A 22,678-nucleotide genomic window follows, 5' to 3' on the forward strand; every position below is an offset into this window, starting at 1 on the left:
CTCCGTACGGGGGATCGGCAGGGGCACGCGGGGCTGTCAGCCGACGGGGTCAGTCGACGGCGTCCATCAGGCGGAAGAGCTCCTCGTCAGTGGCCGCGTCGAGGTCGGGCCCTGGGCCCGGGCGGGCCGGCCCGGCGGGTGCGGCGCAGCGCCGGGCGAGGTCGCGCAGCCGGGTGGCGGTGGCCGGGTCGAGGGCGGTGCCGGCGGAGAGCAGCGCGGCGAGCCGGTCGACCAGGTCGGCGGCGGTGGGCTCCGGTGCGGCTCCCCGGTCGAGCCGGGCACCGAGGGCGCGGACGACGGCGGCCGGGGACGGGTGGTCGAAGACGAGGGTCGCAGGGAGGGCGGTGCCGGTGGCGGCGGCGATGCGTTCGCGCAGCTCGATCGCGTTGACGGAGTTGACGCCGAGGTCGGAGAACGCGTGGGCGGCATCGAGGTCGTCGGCGCCGCGCCCGACTACGGCGGCGGTCTCGGCGAGGACGAGTTCGAGGAGGAGGGCGTCGCGCTCCTCGGGGCTCGCTGTCGCGAGTCGGTCGTCGAAGATCGGTACGTCGGCAACGGCTACGGCCGGCGGTGTCGGGGCGGCGGCCGCGAGCCAGTACGTCTGCCGCTGGAACGGGTACGTCGGCAGCGGCACGGGCCGGGCGCCGGGCAGGACGGCGTCCCAGTCCACCGGCACGCCGTGCAGGTGGAGGCGACCGGCGGCGGCGAGCAGGGCACGCGTCTCGTCCGCCTGGTCCGCCGCGCCGCTCGCGATGACGGCGGCCGACGGTCCGGCGTCCCCGGCGGCCAGGCACTCACCGAGCATGGGCGCGAGCGCGGCGGCGGGCCCGAGTTCGAGGTAGGCGTCGACGCGCTCCGCCTCCAGCCGCGACACGGCGTCCCGGAAGCGGACCGGCTCCCGGGCCTGCCGCACCCAGTGGCCGGGGTCGCGGGCCTCGACGGCGGTCAGCGGGCGCCCCGTCACGCCGGAGACCAGCGGCACGGCGGGCGCGGCGAACGACAACCCCTCCAGCACGCCGCGGAATTCCGCCAGCATCGGCTCCAGCAGCGGCGAGTGGAAGGCGTGCGACACGCGCAGCCGTGTCGTCCGCCGGTCCGCGAAGTGCGCCTCGATCGCCGCGACGGCGTCCTCGGTGCCTGAGACGACGACGGACGACGGACCGTTCACCGCCGCGAGCGAGACGAACTCGCCCAGAAAAGGCCGCACTTCGTCCTCTGCAGCCCGGACGGCGAGCATCGCGCCCCCGGCCGGGAGGGACTGCATGAGCCGTCCCCGGGCGGCGACCAGCGCGCACGCGTCGGTCAGCGACAGGACCCCGGCCACGTGCGCGGCGGCGATCTCGCCGACCGAGTGCCCGGCCAGCAGGTCGGGCCGCACGCCCCAGGACTCCAGCAGCCGGTAGAGGGCGACCTCGTGGGCGAAGAGCGCGGGCTGCGCGAACTCCGTCCGGTCGAGGAGCGGTTCGGGATGCCGGTGCCCGTCGACATCCCACAGGACGGAGCGCAGCGGCCGTTCCAGCAGCGGGTCGAGGCCGGCCCACATCTCGTCCAGCGCAGCCGCGAACTGTGGGAAAGCGGCGGCGAGTTCACGCCCCATCCCGGGCCGCTGGCTGCCCTGCCCGGCGAACACGAAGGCGAGGCGCCCGCCGCTGTCGCGCCGGCCCGCCGCCGGAACGGCCGGCGAGGGCTGCCCGGCGGCGAACTGCCTCAGCGCGTCGACGAGTTCGCCCCGTTCGGCTTCGACCAGCAGCGCCCGGTGGCCGTGGACCGCCCTGGTGGTGGCGAGCGCGTGGGCGAGATCGGGCAGGGCGTACGAAGACCGGGTGGCGACGTGCTCGGCCAGCCGCCCGGCCTGGGCCCGCAGAGCGGGCTCGCTGCGGGCCGAGAGCACCAGCGGCACCGGCCCGCCGGAGGAACCGCTGACTGCCTCGGGCAGCGCCGGCGCCTCCTCCAGCACGACGTGCGCGTTGGTCCCGCTGATCCCGAACGACGACACGCCGGCCCGCCGCGCCCGCCCGTCCTCCCGGGGCCACGGCTGCGCCTCGGTCAGCAGCCGGACTGCGCCGGAGGACCAGTCCACCCGGGTGGTCGGCTCGGTGACGTGCAGGGTCCTCGGCAGGATGCCGTGCCGCAGCGCCTGCACCGTCTTGATCACCCCGGCCACGCCGGCCGCCGCCTGGGCGTGCCCGATGTTCGACTTGACGGACCCCAGCCACAGCGGCCGGTCCGCAGGGCGCGCGCCGCCGTGGACGGCGAGCAGCGCCTGCGCCTCGATCGGGTCGCCTAGAGCGGTTCCGGTGCCGTGCGCCTCGACGGCGTCGACGTCGCCGGGGGCGAGCCCCGCATCGGCCAGTGCGCGGCGGATCACGCGCTGCTGCGCGGGGCCGTTGGGCGCGGTGATGCCGTTCGAGGCGCCGTCCTGGTTGACGGCCGAGCCGCGGACGACGGCGAGCACCGGGTGCCCGTTGCGCCGCGCGTCGCTCAGCCGCTCCAGGACGAGCAGGCCCGCGCCCTCGGCCCACGCGGCGCCGTCGGCGTCGTCCGAGAAGGACTTGCAACGGCCGTCGGGGGCCAGGCCGCGCAGCCGGGAGAACTCGACGAACGACCCCGGCGTGGCCATCACCGCTACGCCGCCGGCCAGGGCGAGCGAGGACTCGCCCGAGCGCAGCGAGCGGCAGGCGAGGTGGAGGGCGACGAGCGAGGAGGAGCACGCGGTGTCGACGGTGAGCGCCGGCCCCTCCAGGCCGAAGCAGTACGAGATCCTCCCGGCGAGCGCGCTGCCGGCGGTGCCGATCCCGAGGAGTCCCTCCAACTCCGGAGGGGCGCCGGCACCGTAGTCGTGGTACATCGCACCGGTGAAGACGCCGGTGCGGCTTCCGCGCAGCCCGGTCGGGTCGATGCCGGCGTGCTCCAGCGCCTCCCAGGCGGTCTCCAGGAGCAGCCGCTGCTGCGGGTCGGCGGCCAGGGCCTCGCGCGGGGAGAAGCCGAAGAAGGCGGCGTCGAACCGCCCTGCGCCGTCCAGGAACCCGCCCCGGCGGACGTAGGACGTCCCGGGGTGCTCGGGGTCGTCGTGGAAGAGGCCGTCGAGGTCCCACCCGCGGTCGGCGGGGAACGCGGAGTCGGTGTGGCTGCCGTCGGCGACGAGTGTCCAGAGGTCGTCGGGGGAAGAGACCCCACCCGGCAGGCGGCAGGCCATGCCGACGATCGCGACCGGCTCGTCGGAGGCGTCGTACGGGCCCTCGTCCGGTCGGTCCGGCGTTGCGCCCGACAGCAGGGACGCGACGGCGGCCGGGGTGGGGTGGTCGAAGCCGAGGCTCACCGGCAGCGGACGGCCGGTCGCCTCCGCCAGCAGGTTGCGCAGCCGGATGGTGCGCACCGAGTCCAGCCCGTACGCGCGGAACGCCGTGTCGGCGCCGATCGATTCGCCGCCGTCCGGGCCGCGGTCCATGACCTCGGCCGCGCACGAGCGCACGAGGTCCAGCGCGTCGCCGTAGTCGAGCGCGGACGGACCGGGGACGGACGCCTCCTGGGCCACCAGCTCCTCCAGCGACCGCCGGTGCAGCTTCCCGGCCGGGGTGCGCGGGAGGTCGTCGACGGTCACCAGCTCCAGCGGCATCTTGTACTCGGCGACCTCGCGCTCCCGCAGGAAGCCGGTCACGGCCCGCAGACCGATGGCCGGGTCCGCCGCGCGGGTGAGCACCAGGCACGGGATCTCGCCGAGGCGCGCGTCGGCCCGCCCGACCACCGCGAGCGGGCCGATGCCCGGCATCGCCGCCAGGAGCTCCTGGACCTCTGTCGCGTCGAACTTCCGCCCGCCCACGTTGATCAGCTCCGCCGCACGCCCGTGGAAGCGCAGCAGCCCGTCCTCCCCGAGGCTCGCCCGGTCGCCCGTGCGCAGCCAGCCGTCCGGTGTGATCGCCGCGCGGGTCAGCTCGGGATCCCGGTAGTAGCCGCGGAACATGCTCGGGCTGCGGTACTGGAGTTCGCCCGCCTCGCCGGGCGGCAGCTCCCGTCCGCCCTCGCCGACGATCCGCACGCGCGCTCCGACAGCGGGCCGGCCCACGCTGCGCACTGCGGTGCCGGCCGGGTCGGCAGCCGAGGTCCGGGTGCCGGTGCCGAGCTCGGACATGCCCCAGACGACCACGAGCTCGCCGCCGAGCGCCGCCCGCACGTCCGCGGCCAGCGCGGCGGGGATCGCCGCCCCAGCGGTGCGCACCTGGTGCGGCCGGAAGCCGGCCGGCTGCCCGCTGCGGGCCAGGGTGGCGACGACGTCGTGGAGTTGCGCCGGGACGGCGAAGACGGCGCTCGGCGCGGTGGCGCGGGCGAGGGCGAGGAAGCGCTCCGGGTCCCAGCCGCGCAGCAGTACCTGCCGGCAAGCCCGGAACAGCGCGGTGTGCAGGGACTGCAGCCCGAAGAGGTGGGTCAGAGGGCAGGCCGTCAGGATCGCGTCGGCGAAGGCCGCGCCGCCTTCCTGGGCGACGGACGCGGTGTTGGAGAGCAGCCCGTCGTGGCTGTGCAGGCAGATCTTCGGCCGGGCCGAGGTGGTGCCGGAGGACGGGATGAGGATTAGTGGGTCCTCGGGCCGCACCTCGACCGGGTGCGGTGCGTGGCCCGCCCAGTCGGCCGTCAGCCGGTCCAGCGTGTGGACGTGCGGCGCCCGTGGCAGCTCGTCCGGGTGACCGGCCACCAGCGCCGCCCTCAGGGACGGCACGTGAGCCAGCAGTTCCGGCGCGGTGTCCGCCGCCTCCGGCGGGAGCAGGACGGCCACCGGGTCCACCCGGGCCAGCAGCGCCCGCACGTCGGCGGCGCCGTGCCCGGCGTGGACCGGAAGCAGCACCGCGCCCACGGTCGCGACGGCGACGTGCGCGGTCTGGTACTCCCGGCAGTTGGGCAGCTGGACGGCGACCACGTCGCCCGGCACGACGCCCAGCTCCTGGAGCGCTCGGGCCAGTGCGGCGACGTCGTCCGCCCACTGGTGCCAGGTCAGCTCCCGCTCGCCGTCGACCAGGGCGACGGCCTCCGGTGCGCGGGCCACCGCCGCCGCGAACACCCCCGGCAGGGTGTGGCCGCCCAGCGCGCGGGGGGAGCCGGCGACCGGATCGATCGCGTAGTCATCGCTGTGGATGGGCACGTTCACTCCCGAGGACGTTGCTGGGCGGCTGCGGAGGCCATCCTCAGCCGGAGACGGCGGGGAAAGCCCTAGACGTACGGCGCCGACGCGGGGTGGGCTGCTCCTCCTGCGGGAGCGTGGCGTCGAGCAGGGCGAGCAGCGGGCGGGCCTTGACCACTGTCTCGTCGAACTCGGCCTCGGCGTCCGACAGTGCGATGATCGCGCCGCCGACGCCGTAGCGCAGCCGGCCGCCGCTCAGCACGGCGGTGCGGATCACGATGCTCAGATCGGCGGCGTCGGTGAGCGAGAAGTAGCCGATCGCGCCGGAGTAGACGCCGCGCGGCCCGTTCTCCAGCCGGTCGATGATCTGCATGGTGCGCAGCTTGGGTGTGCCCGTCATCGAGCCGCCGGGGAACGCCGACCGGACGCCGTCGACCGTGCTGCACTCGGGGCGCAGCAGGGCCCGTACGGTGCTGACGAGCTGGTGGGCGGTCGCGTAGGTCTCGACGTCGAAGAGCGGGTCGGCGACGACGGAGCCGGTCACGGCGCACCGCCCGAGGTCGTGCCGGACGAGGTCGACGACCATGAGGTTCTCGGCCCGGTCCTTCTCGCTGGTGGCCAGGTCGGCGACCAGCAGGGCATCCTCCTGCGGGGTGGCGCCGCGCGGCCGGGTGCCCTTGATGGGCTTGGACTCCATCAGGCCGTCCGGGCCGATCCGCAGGAAGCGCTCGGGGGAGGAGCTGAGCACGGCGAGGTCGCCGAAGCCGAGGAAGGCGGCGAACGGGGCCGGACTGATCCGCCGCAGGGCGCGGTAGGCCTGCCAGGGGTCGAGATCGGCGGGGGCGTCGATCATGTTGGTGAGGCAGACCTCGTAGGTCTCGCCGGCCGCGATCTCGTCCTGGCACGCGTCGATGAGCTTGAGGTAGGACTCGCGGTGGTGGCGCAGCTGCAGGCCGGGCCGCCCTGCGGGCGAGGAGGGGTCGGGCCGGGTGTGCGAGGGCGGGCCGGCGTGAGGGGCGGGCCCGGTGAGCAGGGCGGCGGTGTCGTCCAGCCAGGCCCGGGCGGAGGCGTCCCGGCCATCCTCGGTGAGGGCGAGCAGGTGCGTGGTGCCGGTGTGGTGGTCGACGACGACCGCGCGGTCGGCGAACACCATGACGGCGTCCGGGTCGGGCGAGCTGTGGGCGCGTTCGCCGCCGCACTCGGCCTTGAGCTCGTAGCCGAGGTAGCCGACCCAGCCGAGCGCGAAGTCGAACGGCAGCTCGGGCACGTCGACGTCCAGCGAGTTCAGGTCCTCGTCGAGCCAGCGCAGGAACTCCTCCTCCAGCACCTGCGTGATGCCGCCGGCCGTCACCGTGACGGTGCCGCGCTGCACGTCGGCGGTGGCGACGCGGGCGAGCGGCCCGCAGGCGTTGCCCATCGCGGAGATCTGCCCGAGCCGGCCGCCCGGGCGGCTGCTGTCGAGCCAGAAGGGGTGGCTGCCGGCGCGGAACACGCGGTCGAAGATGGTCTCGGCGTCCCACTCGGTGTCGATCCGCCGGGTCCGGACAGCCAGGTGGCGGGTGTCCGGCCGCGGTGCGGCGTCGGCTTCGGGAGAGGTACGGGGGTGCGGTGGAGCGGCGCGGCGCCGGCGGCCGTGCTGTTCGGTGAGGTCGCGGAAGTTCGCGAGCAGCTGCTTGCCCGCCTCGGTACCGATCGACTCGGGGTGGAACTGTACGCCCCACATGGGGAGTTCGTGGTGGCGCAGAGCCATCACCACCCCGTCGTCGGTGGCCCAGGCGATCGGTTCGAGGGCAGAGGAGAGGGAGGTGACCGCGAGCGAGTGGTAGCGGACCACCTCCAGCGGATTGGGCAGGTGGTGGAAGAGCCCGGTGCCGGTGTGCCGCACGTCCGAGGTGCGCCCGTGCCGGGGCTCGGGCGCACGGCCGACGGCGGCGCCGTGGGCGAGGGCGAGGCCCTGGTGGCCGAGGCAGACGCCGAGGACGGGCAGCCGACCCTCGCGGGCGATCCCGGCGCAGTGGCCGAAGTCGGCGGGGTTGCGCGGGGTGCCGGGGCCGGGGGAGAGCACGACGTTGTCGAACGCGTCGAGCAGCTCGGGCCGGAAGGACGGGTCGTCGTTGCGGATGACCTCCGGCTCCCGGCCGTTGACCTCCGCGAGGTAGTGGAACAGGTTGTAGGTGAAGGAGTCGTAGTTGTCGAGCAGGAGAGTGCGCATCAGGGGTCCTTGTCCGGGCCGGCGGTCCGTCAGCGGAGCGCGGCGAGTTCGGAGGCGATCTCCCGCAGGACCGCCGCCTGCTGGTCGGCGAGGAAGAAGTGGCCGCCGGGGAGGACCTGCAACCGGAAGGCGCCGGTGGTGTGGTCCTGCCAGGCCCGGGCCTCGGCGATGGTGGTCCGTGGGTCGGCGTCTCCGGTGAGCGCGGTGACCGGGCAGTCGAGGATGCGCTCCGGCCCGCAGGTGTAGTGCTCGATGGCACGGTAGTCGGCGCGGATCGCGGGCATCGCCATGCGCAGGATCTCATCGTCACCGAGCAGTTGGGCACTGGTGCCGTTGAGCAGCTTGAGCTCGGCGATGACCGCCTCGTCGTCCTGGCGGTGCACGTTCTCGGTCCGGGTGGTGGACGGTGCCCGCCGGCCGGAGGCGATGACGGCCCGGGGCGCGTGGGTGCCCTTCTGCTCCAGACGCCAGGCGATCTCGAAGGCGAGGACGGCGCCCATGCTGTGGCCGAAGAAGACGGTGGGACGGTCGTCCAGGGTGAGCAGTTCGTCGGTGATCCGGTCGGCGAGGGTGTCGATGTCCTCGATGCAGGGCTCCAGGCGGCGGTCCTGTCGGCCGGGGTACTGCAGGGCGATCAGCTCGGTGTCGTCGGCGAGGGCCGCGGAGACGGGGTGGTAGAAGCTGGCGGAGCCGCCGGCGTGCGGGAAGCACACCAGGCGCACGGGATGGTCGGCTCCCGGGTGGAAGCGGCGCAGCCAGAGCGTGCTCGACGTGCCGGGACTGGTCATGGGTTCGGTCCTCTTTCGATGGGGATTCAGCCCCGGTGGACGGTGATGGCGCCCGACGGGCAGAGCGTGGCGGCCAACCCGACCGCGTCCGGGTGTTCGTCGGCCGCGGCGGGGTCGAGCAGTTCGACCACGCCGTCGTGGTTCTGGTCGAAGACGGCGCCGGCGTTGAGCACGCACTGGCCCGCACCGACGCAGCGTTCGGTATCGACGGTGACGCGCATGGACATCTCCTGGGGCGGTGTCGTGGGCGGGGGCTACCAGCGGACCGGCAGCGCGTGCAGGCCGCACAGCACGCCGTCGTACTTGAACGGCAGTTCCTCGGCCGGCACCGCCAGCCGCAGGCCCGGGATGCGCTCGAAGAGCCTGCGGTAGGCGGTCTCCATCTCGATCCGGACCAGGTTCTGGCCCAGGCACTGGTGGACGCCGTAGCCGAAGGCCACGTGGTGGCGCTCGGTGCGGGCCGGGTCGAAGGCATGCGGGCAGGCGAAGGCCTGCTCGTCGTGGTTGGCCGCGGCCACCAGCGGGATGATGCCCTCGCCGGCTCGGATCGGTTGGCCGGCGATCTCGACGTCCTCGGTCGCGACCCGCAGGGAGACCAGATCGGCCACCGAGTGGAAGCGCAGCGTCTCCTCCACCACCCGGTCGTCCCCGATCCACTCGGGGTTGTCCAGCAGGGTGAGCACGCCGAGCGCGATGTTGTTGGCGGTGGTCTCGTGCCCGGCGATGAGCAGCAGCATCAGCACCCCGGACATCTCCTGGGGCTCGATCGCGCCGGTGGCCAGCAGCCGGCTGATCAGGTCGTCACCGGGCCACTTCTGCTTGATGGCGACCAACCGGTTGATGTAACGCAACAATTCGCGCGAGGCGGTGTCGCGCTGCTCCTCGGTGGAGGCGCGGATCGCGACCAGGGTGCGGGTGCGGGATTCGAAGAAATCCCGGTCGACCGGCGGTACCCCGAGCAGTGCCGAGATGACCAGTGACGGGACGGGCAGGGCGAAGTCGGCGACCAGGTCGGCCTCGTTGCCGGCGGCCAGCATGGTGTCGATGCACCGGTCCACGGTCTGCTCGACGGCGGGCCGCAGCTCCCTGACGCGTCGGACGCTGAACTCGGGGATGAGCGCCTTGCGGAAGCGGTCGTGCTCGGGTGAGTCCAGGCCGACGAACCATCCGGGTATCTGCTCCTGGCGGGGCACGCCCATGGTCTGGCTGATGTTGGGGAAGCCCGGGTGGTCGGGGTTGGAGCTGATCCTGCGGTCGGTCAGCACGGCCCGGACGTCCTCGTGCCGGGTGACCAGCCACACCCGGTTCCCGTTGGGCAGGTGGCACACCACCAGTCCCCGCTGCTCGCGGTAGTCCTGGTAGCGGGGCGGCGGAAAGGCCTCGCCGGGCCTGCGCAGCGGGAACTCGACCACCCGCGGTTCGGCGCTCGTCATGTCGTCGGGTCTCCCTCGGGTTTGATGCGCTTCAGGGCGTGCCGTAGAACGCGCGGACCCGCTCGATCACGCGGTCCTGGTCGGCGGTCGTCAGGGTGGTGTAGGTGGGTAGGTACAGGCCGTCGGCGGCGAAACGGGCCGCGTTGAGGCTCGGCCACGCCGGATCGAGATAGCCGGGCTGGCGGCTCATCGGCTGGAAGAACAGCCGGGTCTCGATGCCCTCGCCGGTCAGGAACTCTCGGAGCTCGGAGCGACGTTCGGCCCGCAGGTCGTACATCCACAGTACGTCCCGGGGCGGCATCAGGGTGATCCCCGGGACGTCCTTGAGGCCCTGGTCGTAGCGCCGCTCGATCTCCTTGCGGGCCGCGAGGAACTCGTCCAGGCGCTCGGTCTGGGCGACGGCGACGGCGGCCTGCATGGCCGTCATGCGGAAGTTGTAGGCGAGCTTCTTGTGCAGGAAGCTGTGGTCGGTGGTGAAGGCCATGGCCCGCAGGTGGGCCAGCTGGCCGGCCAGGCGGGGGTCGTCGGTGAGGCAGATGCCGCCTTCACCGGCTGTGATGATCTTGTTGGCGAACAGCGAGAAGCAGGCGATGTCGCCGACCGGCCGGATGCCGTGGGCCTCGGAGGAGTCCTCCACGACCCGCAGGTTGTACTGATGGGCGATCTCCATGATCGTCGTCATGTCACACCGGCGGCCGTAGACGTGCACCGGCATGATCGCCTTGGTGCGCGGGGTGATCCGCTCCTCGATCCGTGTGACGTCGATGTTCACGTCGTCGGCGCAGTCGACGAACACCGGGGTGGCGCCCGTGTAGGTCACCGCCCAGGCGCAGGCGATCATGGTGAACTCCGGCACGATGACCTCGTCGCCGGGGCCCACGCCGAGCGCGCGCAGGGCCAGCGTGAGGGCCGCCGTGCCGGAGGAGCAGGCGACACCGTGGGCGGAGCCGTTGTACTCGGCGAAGGCCTCCTCGAAGTGCCGGACGTACGGCCCCTGGGACGAGATCCAGCCGTCGCCGATCGTGCGGGTGACGTACTCCAGCTCCCGCCCGTCGAGGCTCGGCCGGGACACGGGGATGGTGAAGGGCATGGGGTCCTCGCTTCGGGAAAGGCCGCCGCGCGACGGGCCGCCGTACGGTGGGTCGCTCGTGGACGGTCGGGGAAGGGATCAGGTCAGGGCCGGCAGTCCGAGCAGCAGGTCGGCCGCAGCCGACCGGCCACCGGCGGCGCGCTGCGCCTCGCCGACGCGGGTGGCGCGCTCGCGGAAGGAACGGTCGCCGAGCACGCGGGTGAGCTTGTCCACGACGTCGTCCGGGTCGAGGTCCTGCGGCCGGTCCAGGGTCAGGCTGATCCCGAAGTCCCGTCCGCGCACGGCCTGGTCGTAGCAGTCCACCCACAACGGCCGAACCACCAGCGGCTTCCCGAAGTACACGCCCTCGTGGAAGCCGTTGCCGCCGCCGTGGGTGAAGAACACCTCGACCTTGGGGTGGGCCAGCACGTCCAGCTGGGACGGCAGCCAGCTCTCGACCCGCAGGTTGCCCGGCAGTTCGTCGCGCGGCGGCAGCAGGTGCTGCTGCTCGGCCGGCAGCCGCCACAGCACCTGGTGCCGACCGTCCAGGCGCCGCGCGACCTCCACCAGGTCGGCCACCTGCGCCCGGGTGAGCCGGGTGATCGTGCCGAATCCCATGTAGATTACGGAGGACTGCACGTCCAGCCAGCCCATGACGCCGGTCGGGTCGTCGTCCGGCGAGGCCTCCGGAAGTGGCGGCACCATGGCCCCGACGAGCTTCACCTTCCCGGGAATATCGAACGGATAATCGAGCTCCCGAACGGAATTGCAGAGCACCATTTCCGCACGGTCGATCCGTGTCATGGGGCTGGGCTTGGGCAGGCCCAGCTCCTTGCGCAGCCGGGCGTCCTCGGAAAGCACCTTCCCCATCGTGGGGTGGAAGAACAGCGCGAGCGTGCGGAACTTGAAGAGGCGGTTGTAGAGCCTTTGACCGAAACTCATCGGGTAGGGCAGTCCGGAATGCGGGACGGGGAAATCCCCCGGCGTGTAGGAGGGCCCGAAGGGGCTGTGCGAGGTGAGGACGTTGCTCGGCAGGAACGGGACGCTCAGGACGAAGGGAATGCCCCGGGTCAGTGCCAGATCGACGGCGAAGGCGCAGACGCAGTCGATGACCATCAGGGCCGGTTCGCACTTGTCCACCACCGCCGCGAGCCGGCGGTACTTCTCGGCCTGCAGGTCGGGTCGGTAGGACTGGTGGATCACCGCCCGGTGCGCCTTGAACCGCGACGGCTGGGTCACCTGGCGGTACACCTCGTCGCTCCAGCTGACCGCGGACAGCTCGGAGAAGACGTCGCCGAGGGAGGCGAACTCCACGGCCGACCGGTCCGCGAGGCCCAGGATCTCGGCGCGCCGGGGCTCGTCGGTGGCGAACCAGAGGTCGGGCACGCCCCGTCGGGTCAGCTCGCCGGCCAGCACCAGCAGGGGATTGAGCAGGCCGCTCTCCGGAAGGCTGACAAACAGGATCGGCCGTTGCGCGGCGCTCATCGGACTCCCTCGGGGCGGGATCGGTGGTCGGGACTGCACCCCACCTTGGTCTCACGCCCGGCGCCGGGAATTCCTTAGTCCTCGGCCCGACCGGTCGCCGCTGCGACTTGATCCTCCGCTTGTGCCCCGGTTTGGCCGGAAGCCTTGAGTCAAGAGAACGTAACGGTTCCGTCAAGCTTGCCCTCGGGTGGCATCCGGTGGCCGGGTGGCGATCCACCGGCTCCGGGCCTGGATACGGCCCCGGCTGCCATCGTTCGGGTACCGGACGGCTTCTTGACGGGCCCCATATATTCCTTCCCAGAGGGCTTGGGTACGCTGAATCCCTGTCAGCTGCAATTTGCGGTTCGTTCCAGGCATGGCCCCGGAATATTCGGAACCGTCATCGAACCTCTCCTCAGTACACCCACGGAATCGGCCGGGGGTGGGCGCCGGTCAACGTTGATCGGCGTGTTGGCCGGTATCCGTGCTTCCTCGCGGAGTTCACTTCGGCTCAGGCCGCCGGAGATGGCGCCTGGACATCCCGAGGAGATCCAACCGCACTCGCGCCTTGAAGGGATCCGACTTTCCGTGGTGACTTCCCATGTAGATCAGGCCGGTGCCGTCCGGACCATCGAGCCCGCCCGCGTCCAGGGGGACGTCGCGGGGTCCCAGCGCAATCCGCTGGCCGGACAGCCCGGTCTGACCATGGCCCAGCTCGACCGGGCCCTCACCATCCGGCAGGCCAACGATGCCTTTTTCTGGCAGTTCGGGCGCTCCTCGACCGACCTCTGCGGCCGGACCTTCAGCGACCTCGTGCATCCGAGTGTCCAACAGCCGCTGCTTCGTCAGTTCTCCGGCCTGATAGAGGGGCGGCGTGACCGCTTCGCCACCGACGTCATAGCGGTCGGTCCGCACGACGAGACGTTCACCGTCCCGCTCACCGCCGTCATGGTGCGCGGCGATCTCCCTGACGAGTCGTCGATCCTGGTGATGATGCCCGACGGGCGTCCGGACTCGGGTGGGTCCGAGGTCGTGGCCGGCCAGAAGAAGCTGCTGAGCGAGATCGACGCGAAGATTCTCGAGGGCATCGCGGCCGGTGTCTCGACCGTGCCGCTCGCCGCCCGGTTGTACCTGAGCCGTCAGGGCGTGGAGTACCACGTGACGTGCCTGCTGCGGAAGTTGCGGGTCCCCAACCGCGCCGCACTGGTATCCCGAGCCTACTCGATGGGGGCCCTCAAGGTCGGGGTCTGGCCGCCGAAGGTCGTGGAGAGCTTCGTCAAGTAGTGGTTCCGCCAAGGCCCATGGGTGCTGCTGCGGGGCGTCTCGGCGGGTGGGGGCGGATCAGCCGTGCTGTGCGCAGGGCGAGCGGGGTTCTCGGGGGCGACGGGAGACGGTGGGCTCAGCCCGACGCTGGTGACCCGGCGATCCACGGACCGCTCGGCCGACAGCGTTCACGCCTCACCCGACCCGCTCGAAGGCGCACGACGTCACCGGACTGAACCCGTCGTGGTCCTGGCCACCGGCGACGTGATCTCCACTGCCGACGACCTCAGCACCTTCTTCCTCGCCGCGCTGCTCTCCGGACGGCTGTTGCCGGCTGGCCAGCAGCGGGAGACGTTCACGCTGCTTCCTCAGGGCCCGCACTTGACTCCGTCAAGTGCGGGCCACCGCTGTTCCGGCTTGATGTCGAGCAGTTACGGGCGAACTCGACCCCTGTGGATCCCTGGACCAAGACCCACGAAGGTGCCGTGTTCATCCCACTCGGGGCGGTGCGGCCTCGGGGTCGGCGCCGCGGCGGCCAGTGGCGAAGGCCAGAGCGGCTGAGGTGGCGGACAGCACGTCGGCGGCCAGTACCCCGATGCGTCCTTCCCGGGTTCTTGACGAGGTGTTGACCCCGGACGACGCGCGCCGGGTGGCTGCCTGCCGAGCCGCTGAGCCAACAGGGCGAACCCGCGCGGGCGGTTCCCGGGAGCGGAGGGGCAGGTCGCATAGCCTTTCGCCCTGCCGCCGCCTCGGTGGCGCCGACATGGGGACGTGGACAGGGGCGCAGGGTGAGTTCGTCGGGTGCGGCTGCGTCGACGCGGCGGACGAGGTTCCGGGCGTGGCTGCTGGAGGGCCTGTCCGACATGGCCAAGCAGTACCCCGGGCCGCACGCGGAGGCCCCGGTCGAGCACAAGGGCCAGCGCTGGTGGCGGGTGATGTGCCTGACCGGTCTGGACTACTTCTCCACGCTCGGCTACCAGCCCCGGCATCGCCGCGCTCGCAGCCGGGCTGCTGTCGCCGGTGGCGACCATCGTGCTGGTGATCGTCACGTTGTTCGGCGCGCTGCCGGTGTACCGGCGGGTGGCGCAGGAGAGCCCGCACGGGGAGGGTTCGATCGCCATGCTGGAGCGGCTGCTGTCGTACTGGCAGGGGAAGCTGTTCGTCCTGGCTCTGCTGGGCTTCGCGGCGACCGACTTCGTGATCACCATCACCCTGTCGGCGGCCGACGGTTGGGCGGAGCATGGACCTGGAAGCGGAGAGAGGCGGCGGGACGGCGGTGACCGGGAAGCTGCGGGTGTTCCTGGGAGCGGCGCCAGGGGTCGGTAAGACGTACGCCATGCTCCGGGAGGGGCGGCGGCTGCGCGGCGAGGGGCTGGACGTGGTGGTCGGCCTGGTCGAGACGTACGGGCGACGCGGGACGGAGGAGCAGCTGAGGGACCTGCCGGTGCTTCCCCGGCGTCCGGTGTCGTACCGGGGGGTGAAGTTGACCGAGCTGGACGTGGACGCCCTGCTGGCGCGCCGCCCGGCGCTCGCCCTGGTGGACGAGCTCGCGCACACCGATGCGCCCGGCGGGCGGAACGCGAAGCGCTGGCAGGACGTGCGGGAGCTGCTGGACGCCGGGATCGACGTGGCGACCACCCTCAACATCCAGCACCTGGAGAGCCTCAACGACGTCGTCCAGCAGATCACCGGCGTTGCCCAGCGCGAGACGATCCCGGACGAGGTGGTGCGCGCCGCCGACCGGATCGAGCTGGTCGACCTGAGCCCGGAGGCGCTGCGCACCCGGATGGCGCACGGCGAGGTCTACCCGCCGGACCGCATCGACGTGGCGCTGCGCCACTACTTCCGGGCCGGCAACCTGGGCGCCCTGCGCGAGCTGGCGCTGCTCTGGCTCGCGGACCGGGTGGAGGAGGAACTCGCCGACTACCGGGCCCGGCACGGCATCCGCGCGCCCTGGGAGACCAAGGAACGGATCATGGTCGCCCTCAACGGCGCTCCGCAGGGCGAGCACCTGATCCGCCGGGGCGCCCGCACCGCGACCCGGGTGCACGGGGACCTCATCGGCGTGCACGTCCGCCTGGACGACGGCACGGCCGAGCGTGAGCCGCCGGGCCTGGCGCCGCAGCGGGAGCTGCTCCGGGAACTGCGCGGCAGCTACGTGGAGGTGAGCGGCGGGGACGTGGCCCGGACGCTGGTGGACTTCGCCCGGTCGGAGAGCGCCACGCAGCTCCTGTTGGGGCCCACCAGCCGCAGCAGGTTGCGCGAGCTGGTCTCCGGCTCGGTGATCAACCGGGTGATCCGACTGGCCGGCCCGATCGATGTTCGCGTGCTGCCGCCGCCCGAGCCCGGACTGTTGACGGTGCCGCCCGCACCCCGGCGGCGTCGCCCGGCGTTGGTCCCGGTCCGGCGGCGCCGGCTGGCCTGGCTGCTGGGGCCGACCGGCGCGGTCGCACTGACCTGGGCGCTGTCGCCGCTACGCGAGTCGCTGGGCCTGTCGGGCGTGCTGCTGTGCCTGCTGCTGGTGGTGGCGGGGACGGCTCGGTTGGGCGGGTTGCTGCCCGCGGCGGGCAGCACGGCGGCCGGGGCGCTGGCAGCGGACTACTTCTTCACCGCGCCGTGGAACAGCCTGACGGTGGATCGGGGTGCGGACGTCGCGGCGCTGCTGGTCTTCCTCGCGGTGGCCGGGGTGATCTCCCACCTGATCGACGGTCTGACGCGCCGCTCGCAGCAGGCGGACCGGGCGCGCGCGGAGGCCGCCGTACTGGCCCGCCTGGCGGGGGAGACGGTGGAATCCGGGGCCCGGGTGCCCTCTGAGCTGGTGGCGGAGCTGCGGCAGGTCTTCGGGTTGGATGCTGCAGCCGTGCTGGGCCGCGCCGGAGAGCTGTGGCAACCCGAGGCTTCGGCCGGTGGGGCGGTGCCGCTGCAGCCCGACGAGGCGGCCCTGTCCGTCGACCTGGGGAACGACGCGGTCCTGGTCCTGCGCGGTGCACCGCTCACGGAGGAGGACACCCGCCTGCTCGGGCCCTACGTCACCCAGCTGAAGCTGGCTCGGGAGCGGGAACGGCTGGCCGCGCAGGCGTCGGCGGCCGAGGTGCTCGCGCACACCGACGCCCTGCACACGGCGCTGCTGGAAGCCGTCGTGTACGACCTGCGGGCGCCGCTGGCGGCGGTGCGCCGGGAGGCGGAACGGATGCCGGATCCGGGAGGGGAGCGAGTCGGCGCCGAGGTGGAACGGATGGAGCGGTTGATCGCGAACCTGCTGGACCTGAGCCGGCTGCGGGCCGGCGTGATGCCGGTCGTGTTGCGGCCGACGGCGGTGGCCGAGGTGGTGCGCGCCGCTGCCGAGGGCATGCCCGGTGTCCATGTCGACCTGGGGTCGGGGCTGCCCCGGGTGCTCGTCGATCGCGGGCTCCTGGAGCGCGCGTTCACGGACATCCTGGCCTCGGGAGCGGCGGGAGCAGGGCCGGTGATGGTGGATGCCGGGGTGGTGGCCGGGCGGGTGGACGTGAGGATGACGGTCCACAGCGGCGGGGTGCTTGCCCAGGACGGGGCAGGTCTGGCGATGGTCCGGGGATTCGTCGAAGCGATGAACGGCGAGCTGACCGTCGAGGAGGCGCCAGGCGAAGGCACCGCATACCGGATCAGCCTGCCTCGTGCGGTGGCCTGATCACAGGGCGCCGGGTCGGCCCATGAGGCGACGCGTCAAGATCGCGTTGTGATTCGGGGCGTCAGCATCAGGATCTCGTCAACGCGAGCGCAGTCGCCCTGGCCGCCGGTGGCGCGCTCGCGCTCGGCCTCGGCCGGCTGAGCGAGCTTCATGCCGGCTGGTTCCCCTACATCGCGTACATCGGCCTGGCCGCGCTGGCCGGAGCCTTCTCCCGGCCCCTGGCCGCGCCACTGGTCGGGCTGGCCGCCTGGCTGTGCTGCAACGCGTTCGTTGAACACCGGCACGCCGAGCTCGGTTGGTCCGGGCCGGGGGCGGAAGGCGGGCACTTCGTCCTCTTCACGGTGGTGGCCCTGCTGCTCTCGCTGCCCGCCGCGCTGCCGCGCCGGGCGATCCGCGTCACGCGCCTGCCGGTCGGCGAGGACCCTGGAAACCGCTCCGGCTGATGCCCTGCCGTCTCCGCCGCCACTCGGGAGGCGGCAGGTCGGTGTGCTACCCCGGGCCTGGGACGAACCGGATGAGCAGGTCGATGGCCTTGATGCCGCCCGGGCGGGTGGGGCGGCGGTTCGGGGGAGTGGCGGTAGCGCCGGACAGCGAAGTACCGGATCTTCACACGGCATGCGCGCCTTGACGGCGGCTTGGCGTGCGACGCCGCTTCCTTGGCGGCACTCTGGCGCCGTGTCGGACGTGTGTTCGTCAGTGAGCAAGGGCAGGGCCGGCCCAGTACACCACCTCCTGTCGCACAGGCCGGAAGCCCGCCGCTTCGGCGAGGGTCCGGCTGGCGTGGTTGCTCTGCGGCGCCGACCAGGTCGGGGTCAGCCCCTGGGCGCGGGCAGCGGTCGTGGCGGCACGGACGCAGGCGAGTGCGAGGTCGAGCCGCCGGAACGCCGGGTCGGTAGCCACGGCGATGTCCAGGTGGTTCCGTCCGGCGAGGTAGCCACAGGCCAGCGAGGCCAGGTACGGCCCGAGGAACGCGCCCCAGGCGAAGCCGCTCACGGCGAGCGCTCGATGACCGCCCCAGGTCTCGGCGACCCAGTGCGGGAGTCCCGGGCGGTCTGCGGAGGAGGCGCGGCGGGCGAACCGTTCGAGGTGGGCCTCGTCGGCAGCGTGAAGTGGGCGTACCCAGGCCGCGGTGTTGCGGGAGACCGGCCGAGGCTGCTCCGCGTGGACGTGCAGCACGCGGATCCACGGGGTGATGTGACTGAAGGTGCGCCCCAACAAGGGAAGGAAGCGGTCCGGGGCGTGGAACTGTCCTCGCCCGAAGCGGGCAAGGACGCCCGGGGCCAGACGTTCGGGGTCTCCGTCCAGCAGCCGTTCCGGCCCGCAGTGCACCAGTAGTGCCCGGACGGTGTCGGGGTCGTCCGCCCACCAGCCGCCGTGGGCACTCCGTTCGACGTGGGCGGGCAGGACGCTCGCGCCGGGCTGCTCGGGGGTGAACCACTCGGTGGAGGGCAGAACGGTGACGGACATCCGTCCAGTACGGCAGACCGCGCCGGCAGGTGTCGGCTCGTTGACGAAAACCTGGCAGCGACGGGGCTCCTGCTGACGGAACCTTGGCAGGCTCCGGAAGCCCGGCGATGCCGGGGACACCGGCATCAACGACGCGTCGAGAGCCCGTCAGGGCTTCGTCAGGGAGGGTGAACGAGTTTGCCCCCGGCGTCGCGGAAGGCTTTGATGGGGGACATGCACCGCTCGACACGCCACCACGACCGCCCGCCGCATAGCCGGCCGCGGATCGTCGCTGTCGCGGTCGCCGCCGCCGTCCGGTAGGACCGAGCCGCTACCCCGCTCGCCGCCGGCCGCGGGCACGGGCCGGGCGTCGTTCGTCGTGCCCGTGCCGATCTCCGCCGTCCGTCCCCTGCCCCGACCGGCTCCGGGGGCAGGGGACGGACGAGCCTCCCCTCGCAACGCACCCTTCTCGCACCGGCGGCCCCGGTGGCGCACGGCTCCGCGCCGCGCCGCCTTCGCACCCCGCCGGTGCCTTCCACCCTTGGATTGGTCATGTCCGACGCTGTTCTGTCCGCCCGCACCGCCCTCGTCACCGGCGCCTCGTCCGGGATCGGCTGGGAGACCGCCCGGCTGCTCGCCGGGCACGGTGCGACCGTGCTCGTGCACGCACGCACCACCGGCGAGGCCGAGGCGGCCGTCGCCCGGCTGGTCGACGCGGGTGTCCGACGGGACCAACTCGTCGAGCTGGCAGCCGACTTCACCCACCTGTCGGAGGTCGCGGTGCTGGCCGGCACGGTCGTCAAGCACTACCCGGCGCTGGACCTGCTGGTCAACAATGCCGCCGCGATGGCGCCCGAGCGCTGCACCCTGACCGACGACGGCAACGAGGTCTCGCTGCAGGTCAACTTCCTGGCCGCGCACCTGCTGGCCAAGCTGCTGCGCGCCCCGCTCTCGTCGGCCGGCGACGCCCGCATCGTCAACGTGTCGTCGTCCCTGCACCGGACCGCCTCGATGAACTGGTCGGACCCGCACCGGGTGAAGAAGTACTCACGGGTCGCCGCGTACGCGCAGTCGCAGCTCGCGCTCACCATGGCGACCGCCGACATGGCCCCGGCCGGCTCCGGCATCACCGCCGTCAGCGTCAACCCCGGCCTGTGCGACACCGCGCTGCTGCCGCTGTACGGGCGGGTCGGCGCGCCGGCGGCGGAGGGGGCGGTGGCCGTCATGCGGCTCTGCCTGCCGGAGACGGTCGTCGTCAACGGCGCCTACTTCGACGGTGGCGTCATCGCGGCGACCGCGCCGGCCGCCCAGGAGGAGCGCTCGTTGAAGCGCCTGGCCAAGCTCGCCGACCAGCTGGTCGGCCAGGCCGCCTGAACTGCACCGACCGACGCATCAACCCGACGATCAAGAGAAAGAACACGATGTCCAAGCGCGCCCGTAAGAAGAAGGCCCGGCGGAAGAAGAAGGCGAACCACGGCCGCAAGCCCGGGCAGTAACCGACGGACCCACCCGGTGCCGTGTGCCACCGGCACCGGGTGCACATCTTCGGCCCCTGAGGCCCGCCGTCCGGCTGTGCGGACGGGCGGTGCCTCAGGGGCCGAGCCGTTGCACGGGTCATCAAGACCGCATCAAAGGCGGTGCCGCCGGCATCAAGAGTCTGTAGGAAGCGGCGGGCGGTGTTCCGGGCGGCTTCACGATCGTGACCATCACGATCGAGGAGCCGCGAATGCCAGAGAGCACGATTCCGACTGTCACGGCCGAACCCGAGCCGCCGGATACCGGGGTGGGGGACGAGCGGCACCGGCTCACCGTGATGGGCGGACTGGCGGCGCTCTCGCTGGACGCCATGGCCTCGGTCGCGTACGGGCCGGAGTCGATCGTGCTGGTGCTGGCCGCCGCCGGTTCGTACGGGCTGGGTTTCACCCTGCCGGTCACGGTGGCGATCGCCGTCCTGCTCGCGGTGCTGGTCGCCTCCTACCGGCAGGTGATCGCGGCCTTCCCGGACGGCGGCGGCTCCTACGCGGTGGCCAAGGCCCACCTGGGCCGCCGGACGGCGCTGACCGCGGCCGCCTCGCTGGTGATCGACTACATCCTGAACGTCGCGGTCTCGGTGACCGCCGGCGTGGCCGCGCTCACTTCCGCCGTCCCCGGTCTCTACGGCGACCGGGTCTGGCTCTGCCTGGGCGTGCTCGCCCTGGTGACCGCGGTGAACCTGCGCGGCATCGCCGAGTCGGCCCGCTGGTTCATGGCCCCGACGGCCGTCTTCGTCCTGGCCATCCTGGCGATCATCGTGGTCGGCCTGTTCCGGGACGCCCCGGTCAGCACCGAGGCCGCCGCAGGCCACGCCTCCGTGCTCGCCGAGAACGCCACCGCGGTCGGCGCGCTGCTGCTGCTGAAGGCCTTCGCGGCCGGGTGCTCGGCACTCACCGGGGTGGAGGCGGTGGCGAACGCCGTCCCCTCGTTCCGCACCCCGCGGGTGAGGCGCGCCCAGCACACCGAGGTCGCGCTCGGCGCCCTGCTCGGCGTGATGCTGATCGGACTGGCCGTGCTGATCGGCCGCTTCCACCTCCAGCCGGTCGAGGGCGTCACCGTGCTGGCCCAGCTCGCCGACGCCTCGCTCGGCCACGGCGCCGGCTTCTTCGTCGTCCAGTTCGCCACCGTGGTCCTGCTCGGCCTGGCCGCCAACACCTCCTTCGGCGGCCTGCCGGTGCTGATGGACCTGCTCGCCCGGGACAACCACCTCCCGCACGTGTTCGCACTGCGCGCCGACCGCCAGGTGTACCGGTACGGCGTGCTGTTCCTCGCCGCGGTGTCGGCCGCGCTGCTGGTCGGCTCCGGCGGTGACGTCAACAGCCTGGTGCCGCTCTTCTCGATCGGCGTGTTCGTCGGCTTCACCATCTGCCAGGTCGGCATGGTCCGGCACTGGCACCGGAACCGCCCGGCCGGCTGGCGGCGCAAGGCCGCGCTGAACGGCTTCGGCGCCCTGCTGACCGGCGTCGCCACGCTCGTGGTGACCGGCACCAAGTTCACCGAGGGCGCCTGGGGCATCGTGGTCGCCCTGCCGCTGCTGGTGGTGCTGTTCGAGACGATCCACCGCAGCTACGAGCGGATCGGCGAACGCCTGGAGCTCGGCCGGGTGCCGGGCCCGGTGACCCGCCGGCGCAGCCTGGTGGTGGTCCCGGTGACGGCGATCACCCGGCTCACCCGGGACGGCCTGTCGGCGGCCCTGTCGCTGGGCGACGAGGTGCTCGCGGTCACCGTGGTGCACGACCCGGCCGACGCCGAGGCGCTGCGCCGGGACTGGGAGCTGTGGCAGCCCGGCGTGCCCCTGCTGGAGATACCGGAGGACCACCGGCGCCTGGGCCTGCCGATCGCCGAGTTCGTCAACAGGCTCGGCGAGGAGCACGCCTACGACCGGCTCACCGTGCTGATCCCCGAGGTCGAGCCGGCGCACTGGTTCCAGCGGGCGCTGCAGAACCGGCGCGGCGCCGTGATCGACCGCGCCCTGCGCCGGCACACCGACGCGGTGGTCTGCCGGCTGCGGATGCGGATGTAGGCAGGTGAGAGCCGCGCTGACAGGCTCATCGAAACGTTCAGGACAATCCGCGGTCTCGAGTGAATGACGCCGACATAAGGGCCGCGTCAAGGTTTCCGGATCACCCGTATGGATGGCATCAGGGACGCGCTGCGCGCTCCCGCCTGCTGGTTTGCTGCTCCCGCCGGTTTCAGCCGGCGCCGCGAGGCCGTCCTGTCCGCTCGCGAGCACATCCTCTAGCCAGTCTGGTGGAGCCCATGTCCGATCTCATCTACGTCGGTGTCACGGTTGCCGTGTTCGCCGTCATCGCCCTGATCGCGCGGGGGGTGGAGAAGCTGTGAGTGCCGAGAACCTCGCTGGTCTGGTCGTGGCCGTCGCTCTCGTCGGCTACCTCGTTGTGGCGCTGATCTTCCCGGAGAAGTTCTGACATGGGATCCACTCTCGCGGGCTGGATGCAGGCCCTCGCCCTCGTCGGCGCGCTGGCCCTGTGCTACCGCCCCCTTGGCGACTACATCGCCAAGCTCCTCACCACCGCCAAGCACCTCAGAGTCGAGCGCGGCATCTACAAGCTGATCGGCGTCGACGGTGACGCCGATCAGCGCTGGCCGGTGTACCTGCGCTCGGTGCTGGCCTTCTCGGCCGTCTCGGTGCTCTTCCTCTACGGCCTGATCCGCCTCCAGACGCACCTGCT

General features: G+C 72.6%; 15 protein-coding genes and 1 pseudogene. 7 read left to right on the forward strand and 9 right to left on the reverse strand.

The features are described from left to right. Positions 1-49: 49 nt before the first annotated feature. The 7 genes from ACH4E7_RS30440 to ACH4E7_RS30470 form a co-directional block, all read right to left on the reverse strand. Positions 50-5,131, reverse strand: coding sequence for a beta-ketoacyl synthase N-terminal-like domain-containing protein (locus ACH4E7_RS30440; protein ID WP_396252354.1), 5,082 nt, complete (start codon positions 5,129-5,131; stop codon positions 50-52). Positions 5,132-5,174: 43 nt separating this feature from the next. Then, positions 5,175-7,322 (reverse strand): aminodeoxychorismate synthase component I, encoded by a 2,148-nt coding sequence (gene pabB, locus ACH4E7_RS30445; protein ID WP_396252355.1) that lies wholly within the window; start codon positions 7,320-7,322, stop codon positions 5,175-5,177. 29 nt (positions 7,323-7,351) lie between these two features. Further along, positions 7,352-8,110 (reverse strand): thioesterase II family protein, encoded by a 759-nt coding sequence (locus ACH4E7_RS30450; RefSeq protein WP_396252356.1) that lies wholly within the window; start codon positions 8,108-8,110, stop codon positions 7,352-7,354. A gap of 26 nt (positions 8,111-8,136) precedes the next feature. Further along, positions 8,137-8,331 (reverse strand): ferredoxin, encoded by a 195-nt coding sequence (locus ACH4E7_RS30455; protein WP_396252357.1) that lies wholly within the window; start codon positions 8,329-8,331, stop codon positions 8,137-8,139. A gap of 33 nt (positions 8,332-8,364) precedes the next feature. Further along, positions 8,365-9,543, reverse strand: coding sequence for a cytochrome P450 (locus tag ACH4E7_RS30460; RefSeq protein WP_396252358.1), 1,179 nt, complete (start codon positions 9,541-9,543; stop codon positions 8,365-8,367). A 31-nt stretch (positions 9,544-9,574) separates the two neighbouring features. Continuing rightward, entirely contained in the window at positions 9,575-10,633 is a 1,059-nt protein-coding gene (locus tag ACH4E7_RS30465) for a DegT/DnrJ/EryC1/StrS family aminotransferase (protein ID WP_396252359.1), read from the reverse strand. Positions 10,634-10,711: 78 nt separating this feature from the next. Continuing rightward, on the reverse strand, positions 10,712-12,097 hold the full coding sequence (locus ACH4E7_RS30470) for a glycosyltransferase (protein ID WP_396252360.1): 1,386 nt from the start codon (positions 12,095-12,097) through the stop codon (positions 10,712-10,714). A 684-nt stretch (positions 12,098-12,781) separates the two neighbouring features. Between ACH4E7_RS30470 and ACH4E7_RS30475 the strand changes: the two genes are divergently transcribed. From ACH4E7_RS30475 to ACH4E7_RS30485, 3 genes and pseudogenes are all read left to right on the forward strand, one after another. Next, positions 12,782-13,360: a LuxR C-terminal-related transcriptional regulator gene (locus ACH4E7_RS30475; protein WP_396252361.1), complete on the forward strand. Its 579-nt coding sequence runs from the start codon at positions 12,782-12,784 to the stop codon at positions 13,358-13,360. Between the two features lie 767 nt (positions 13,361-14,127). Continuing rightward, positions 14,128-14,566: pseudogene (locus ACH4E7_RS30480) on the forward strand (amino acid transporter); the annotation flags it as partial. Positions 14,567-14,675: 109 nt separating this feature from the next. Beyond that, on the forward strand, positions 14,676-17,006 hold the full coding sequence (locus ACH4E7_RS30485; protein WP_396252368.1) for a DUF4118 domain-containing protein: 2,331 nt from the start codon (positions 14,676-14,678) through the stop codon (positions 17,004-17,006). A gap of 35 nt (positions 17,007-17,041) precedes the next feature. Here ACH4E7_RS30485 and ACH4E7_RS30490 read toward each other — a convergent pair whose 3' ends face one another. Both ACH4E7_RS30490 and ACH4E7_RS30495 read right to left on the reverse strand, forming a co-directional pair. After that, positions 17,042-17,332 carry a hypothetical protein gene (locus tag ACH4E7_RS30490; protein WP_396252362.1) on the reverse strand — a complete coding sequence of 97 codons (291 nt, stop codon included), beginning with the start codon at positions 17,330-17,332 and terminating at the stop codon, positions 17,042-17,044. A 367-nt stretch (positions 17,333-17,699) separates the two neighbouring features. After that, positions 17,700-18,473 carry a GNAT family N-acetyltransferase gene (locus ACH4E7_RS30495; protein ID WP_396252363.1) on the reverse strand — a complete coding sequence of 258 codons (774 nt, stop codon included), beginning with the start codon at positions 18,471-18,473 and terminating at the stop codon, positions 17,700-17,702. A 531-nt stretch (positions 18,474-19,004) separates the two neighbouring features. Here ACH4E7_RS30495 and ACH4E7_RS30500 point away from each other — a divergent pair. From ACH4E7_RS30500 to ACH4E7_RS30515, 4 genes are all read left to right on the forward strand, one after another. After that, a complete protein-coding gene (locus ACH4E7_RS30500; RefSeq protein ID WP_396252364.1) occupies positions 19,005-19,826 on the forward strand; it encodes an SDR family NAD(P)-dependent oxidoreductase in 822 nt (273 codons plus the stop codon). Positions 19,827-20,178: 352 nt separating this feature from the next. Further along, positions 20,179-22,008: an APC family permease gene (locus ACH4E7_RS30505; protein ID WP_396252365.1), complete on the forward strand. Its 1,830-nt coding sequence runs from the start codon at positions 20,179-20,181 to the stop codon at positions 22,006-22,008. A gap of 316 nt (positions 22,009-22,324) precedes the next feature. Beyond that, positions 22,325-22,414, forward strand: a complete 90-nt coding sequence (kdpF, locus tag ACH4E7_RS30510; RefSeq protein ID WP_360226114.1) for a K(+)-transporting ATPase subunit F — start codon at positions 22,325-22,327, stop codon at positions 22,412-22,414. A gap of 1 nt (position 22,415) precedes the next feature. Then, positions 22,416-22,678 (forward strand): potassium-transporting ATPase subunit KdpA (locus ACH4E7_RS30515; protein WP_396252366.1); only part of this gene is annotated, 263 nt, incomplete at its 3' end.

This window comes from Kitasatospora sp. NPDC018058 (assembly GCF_044327205.1).
Taxonomy (GTDB): domain Bacteria; phylum Actinomycetota; class Actinomycetes; order Streptomycetales; family Streptomycetaceae; genus Kitasatospora.

What these genes read in the sequence shown, in the direction of transcription:
- pabB (WP_396252355.1), bottom strand. Translation starts at nt 7,322, where the DNA reads ATGCGCACTCTCCTGCTCGACAACTACGACTCCTTCACCTACAACCTG.
- ACH4E7_RS30450 (WP_396252356.1), bottom strand. Translation starts at nt 8,110, where the DNA reads ATGACCAGTCCCGGCACGTCGAGCACGCTCTGGCTGCGCCGCTTCCAC.
- ACH4E7_RS30455 (WP_396252357.1), bottom strand. Translation starts at nt 8,331, where the DNA reads ATGCGCGTCACCGTCGATACCGAACGCTGCGTCGGTGCGGGCCAGTGC.
- ACH4E7_RS30460 (WP_396252358.1), bottom strand. Translation starts at nt 9,543, where the DNA reads ATGACGAGCGCCGAACCGCGGGTGGTCGAGTTCCCGCTGCGCAGGCCC.
- ACH4E7_RS30465 (WP_396252359.1), bottom strand. Translation starts at nt 10,633, where the DNA reads ATGCCCTTCACCATCCCCGTGTCCCGGCCGAGCCTCGACGGGCGGGAG.
- ACH4E7_RS30470 (WP_396252360.1), bottom strand. Translation starts at nt 12,097, where the DNA reads ATGAGCGCCGCGCAACGGCCGATCCTGTTTGTCAGCCTTCCGGAGAGC.
- ACH4E7_RS30475 (WP_396252361.1), top strand. Translation starts at nt 12,782, where the DNA reads ATGGCCCAGCTCGACCGGGCCCTCACCATCCGGCAGGCCAACGATGCC.
- ACH4E7_RS30485 (WP_396252368.1), top strand. Translation starts at nt 14,676, where the DNA reads ATGCTCCGGGAGGGGCGGCGGCTGCGCGGCGAGGGGCTGGACGTGGTG.
- ACH4E7_RS30495 (WP_396252363.1), bottom strand. Translation starts at nt 18,473, where the DNA reads ATGTCCGTCACCGTTCTGCCCTCCACCGAGTGGTTCACCCCCGAGCAG.
- ACH4E7_RS30500 (WP_396252364.1), top strand. Translation starts at nt 19,005, where the DNA reads ATGTCCGACGCTGTTCTGTCCGCCCGCACCGCCCTCGTCACCGGCGCC.
- ACH4E7_RS30505 (WP_396252365.1), top strand. Translation starts at nt 20,179, where the DNA reads ATGCCAGAGAGCACGATTCCGACTGTCACGGCCGAACCCGAGCCGCCG.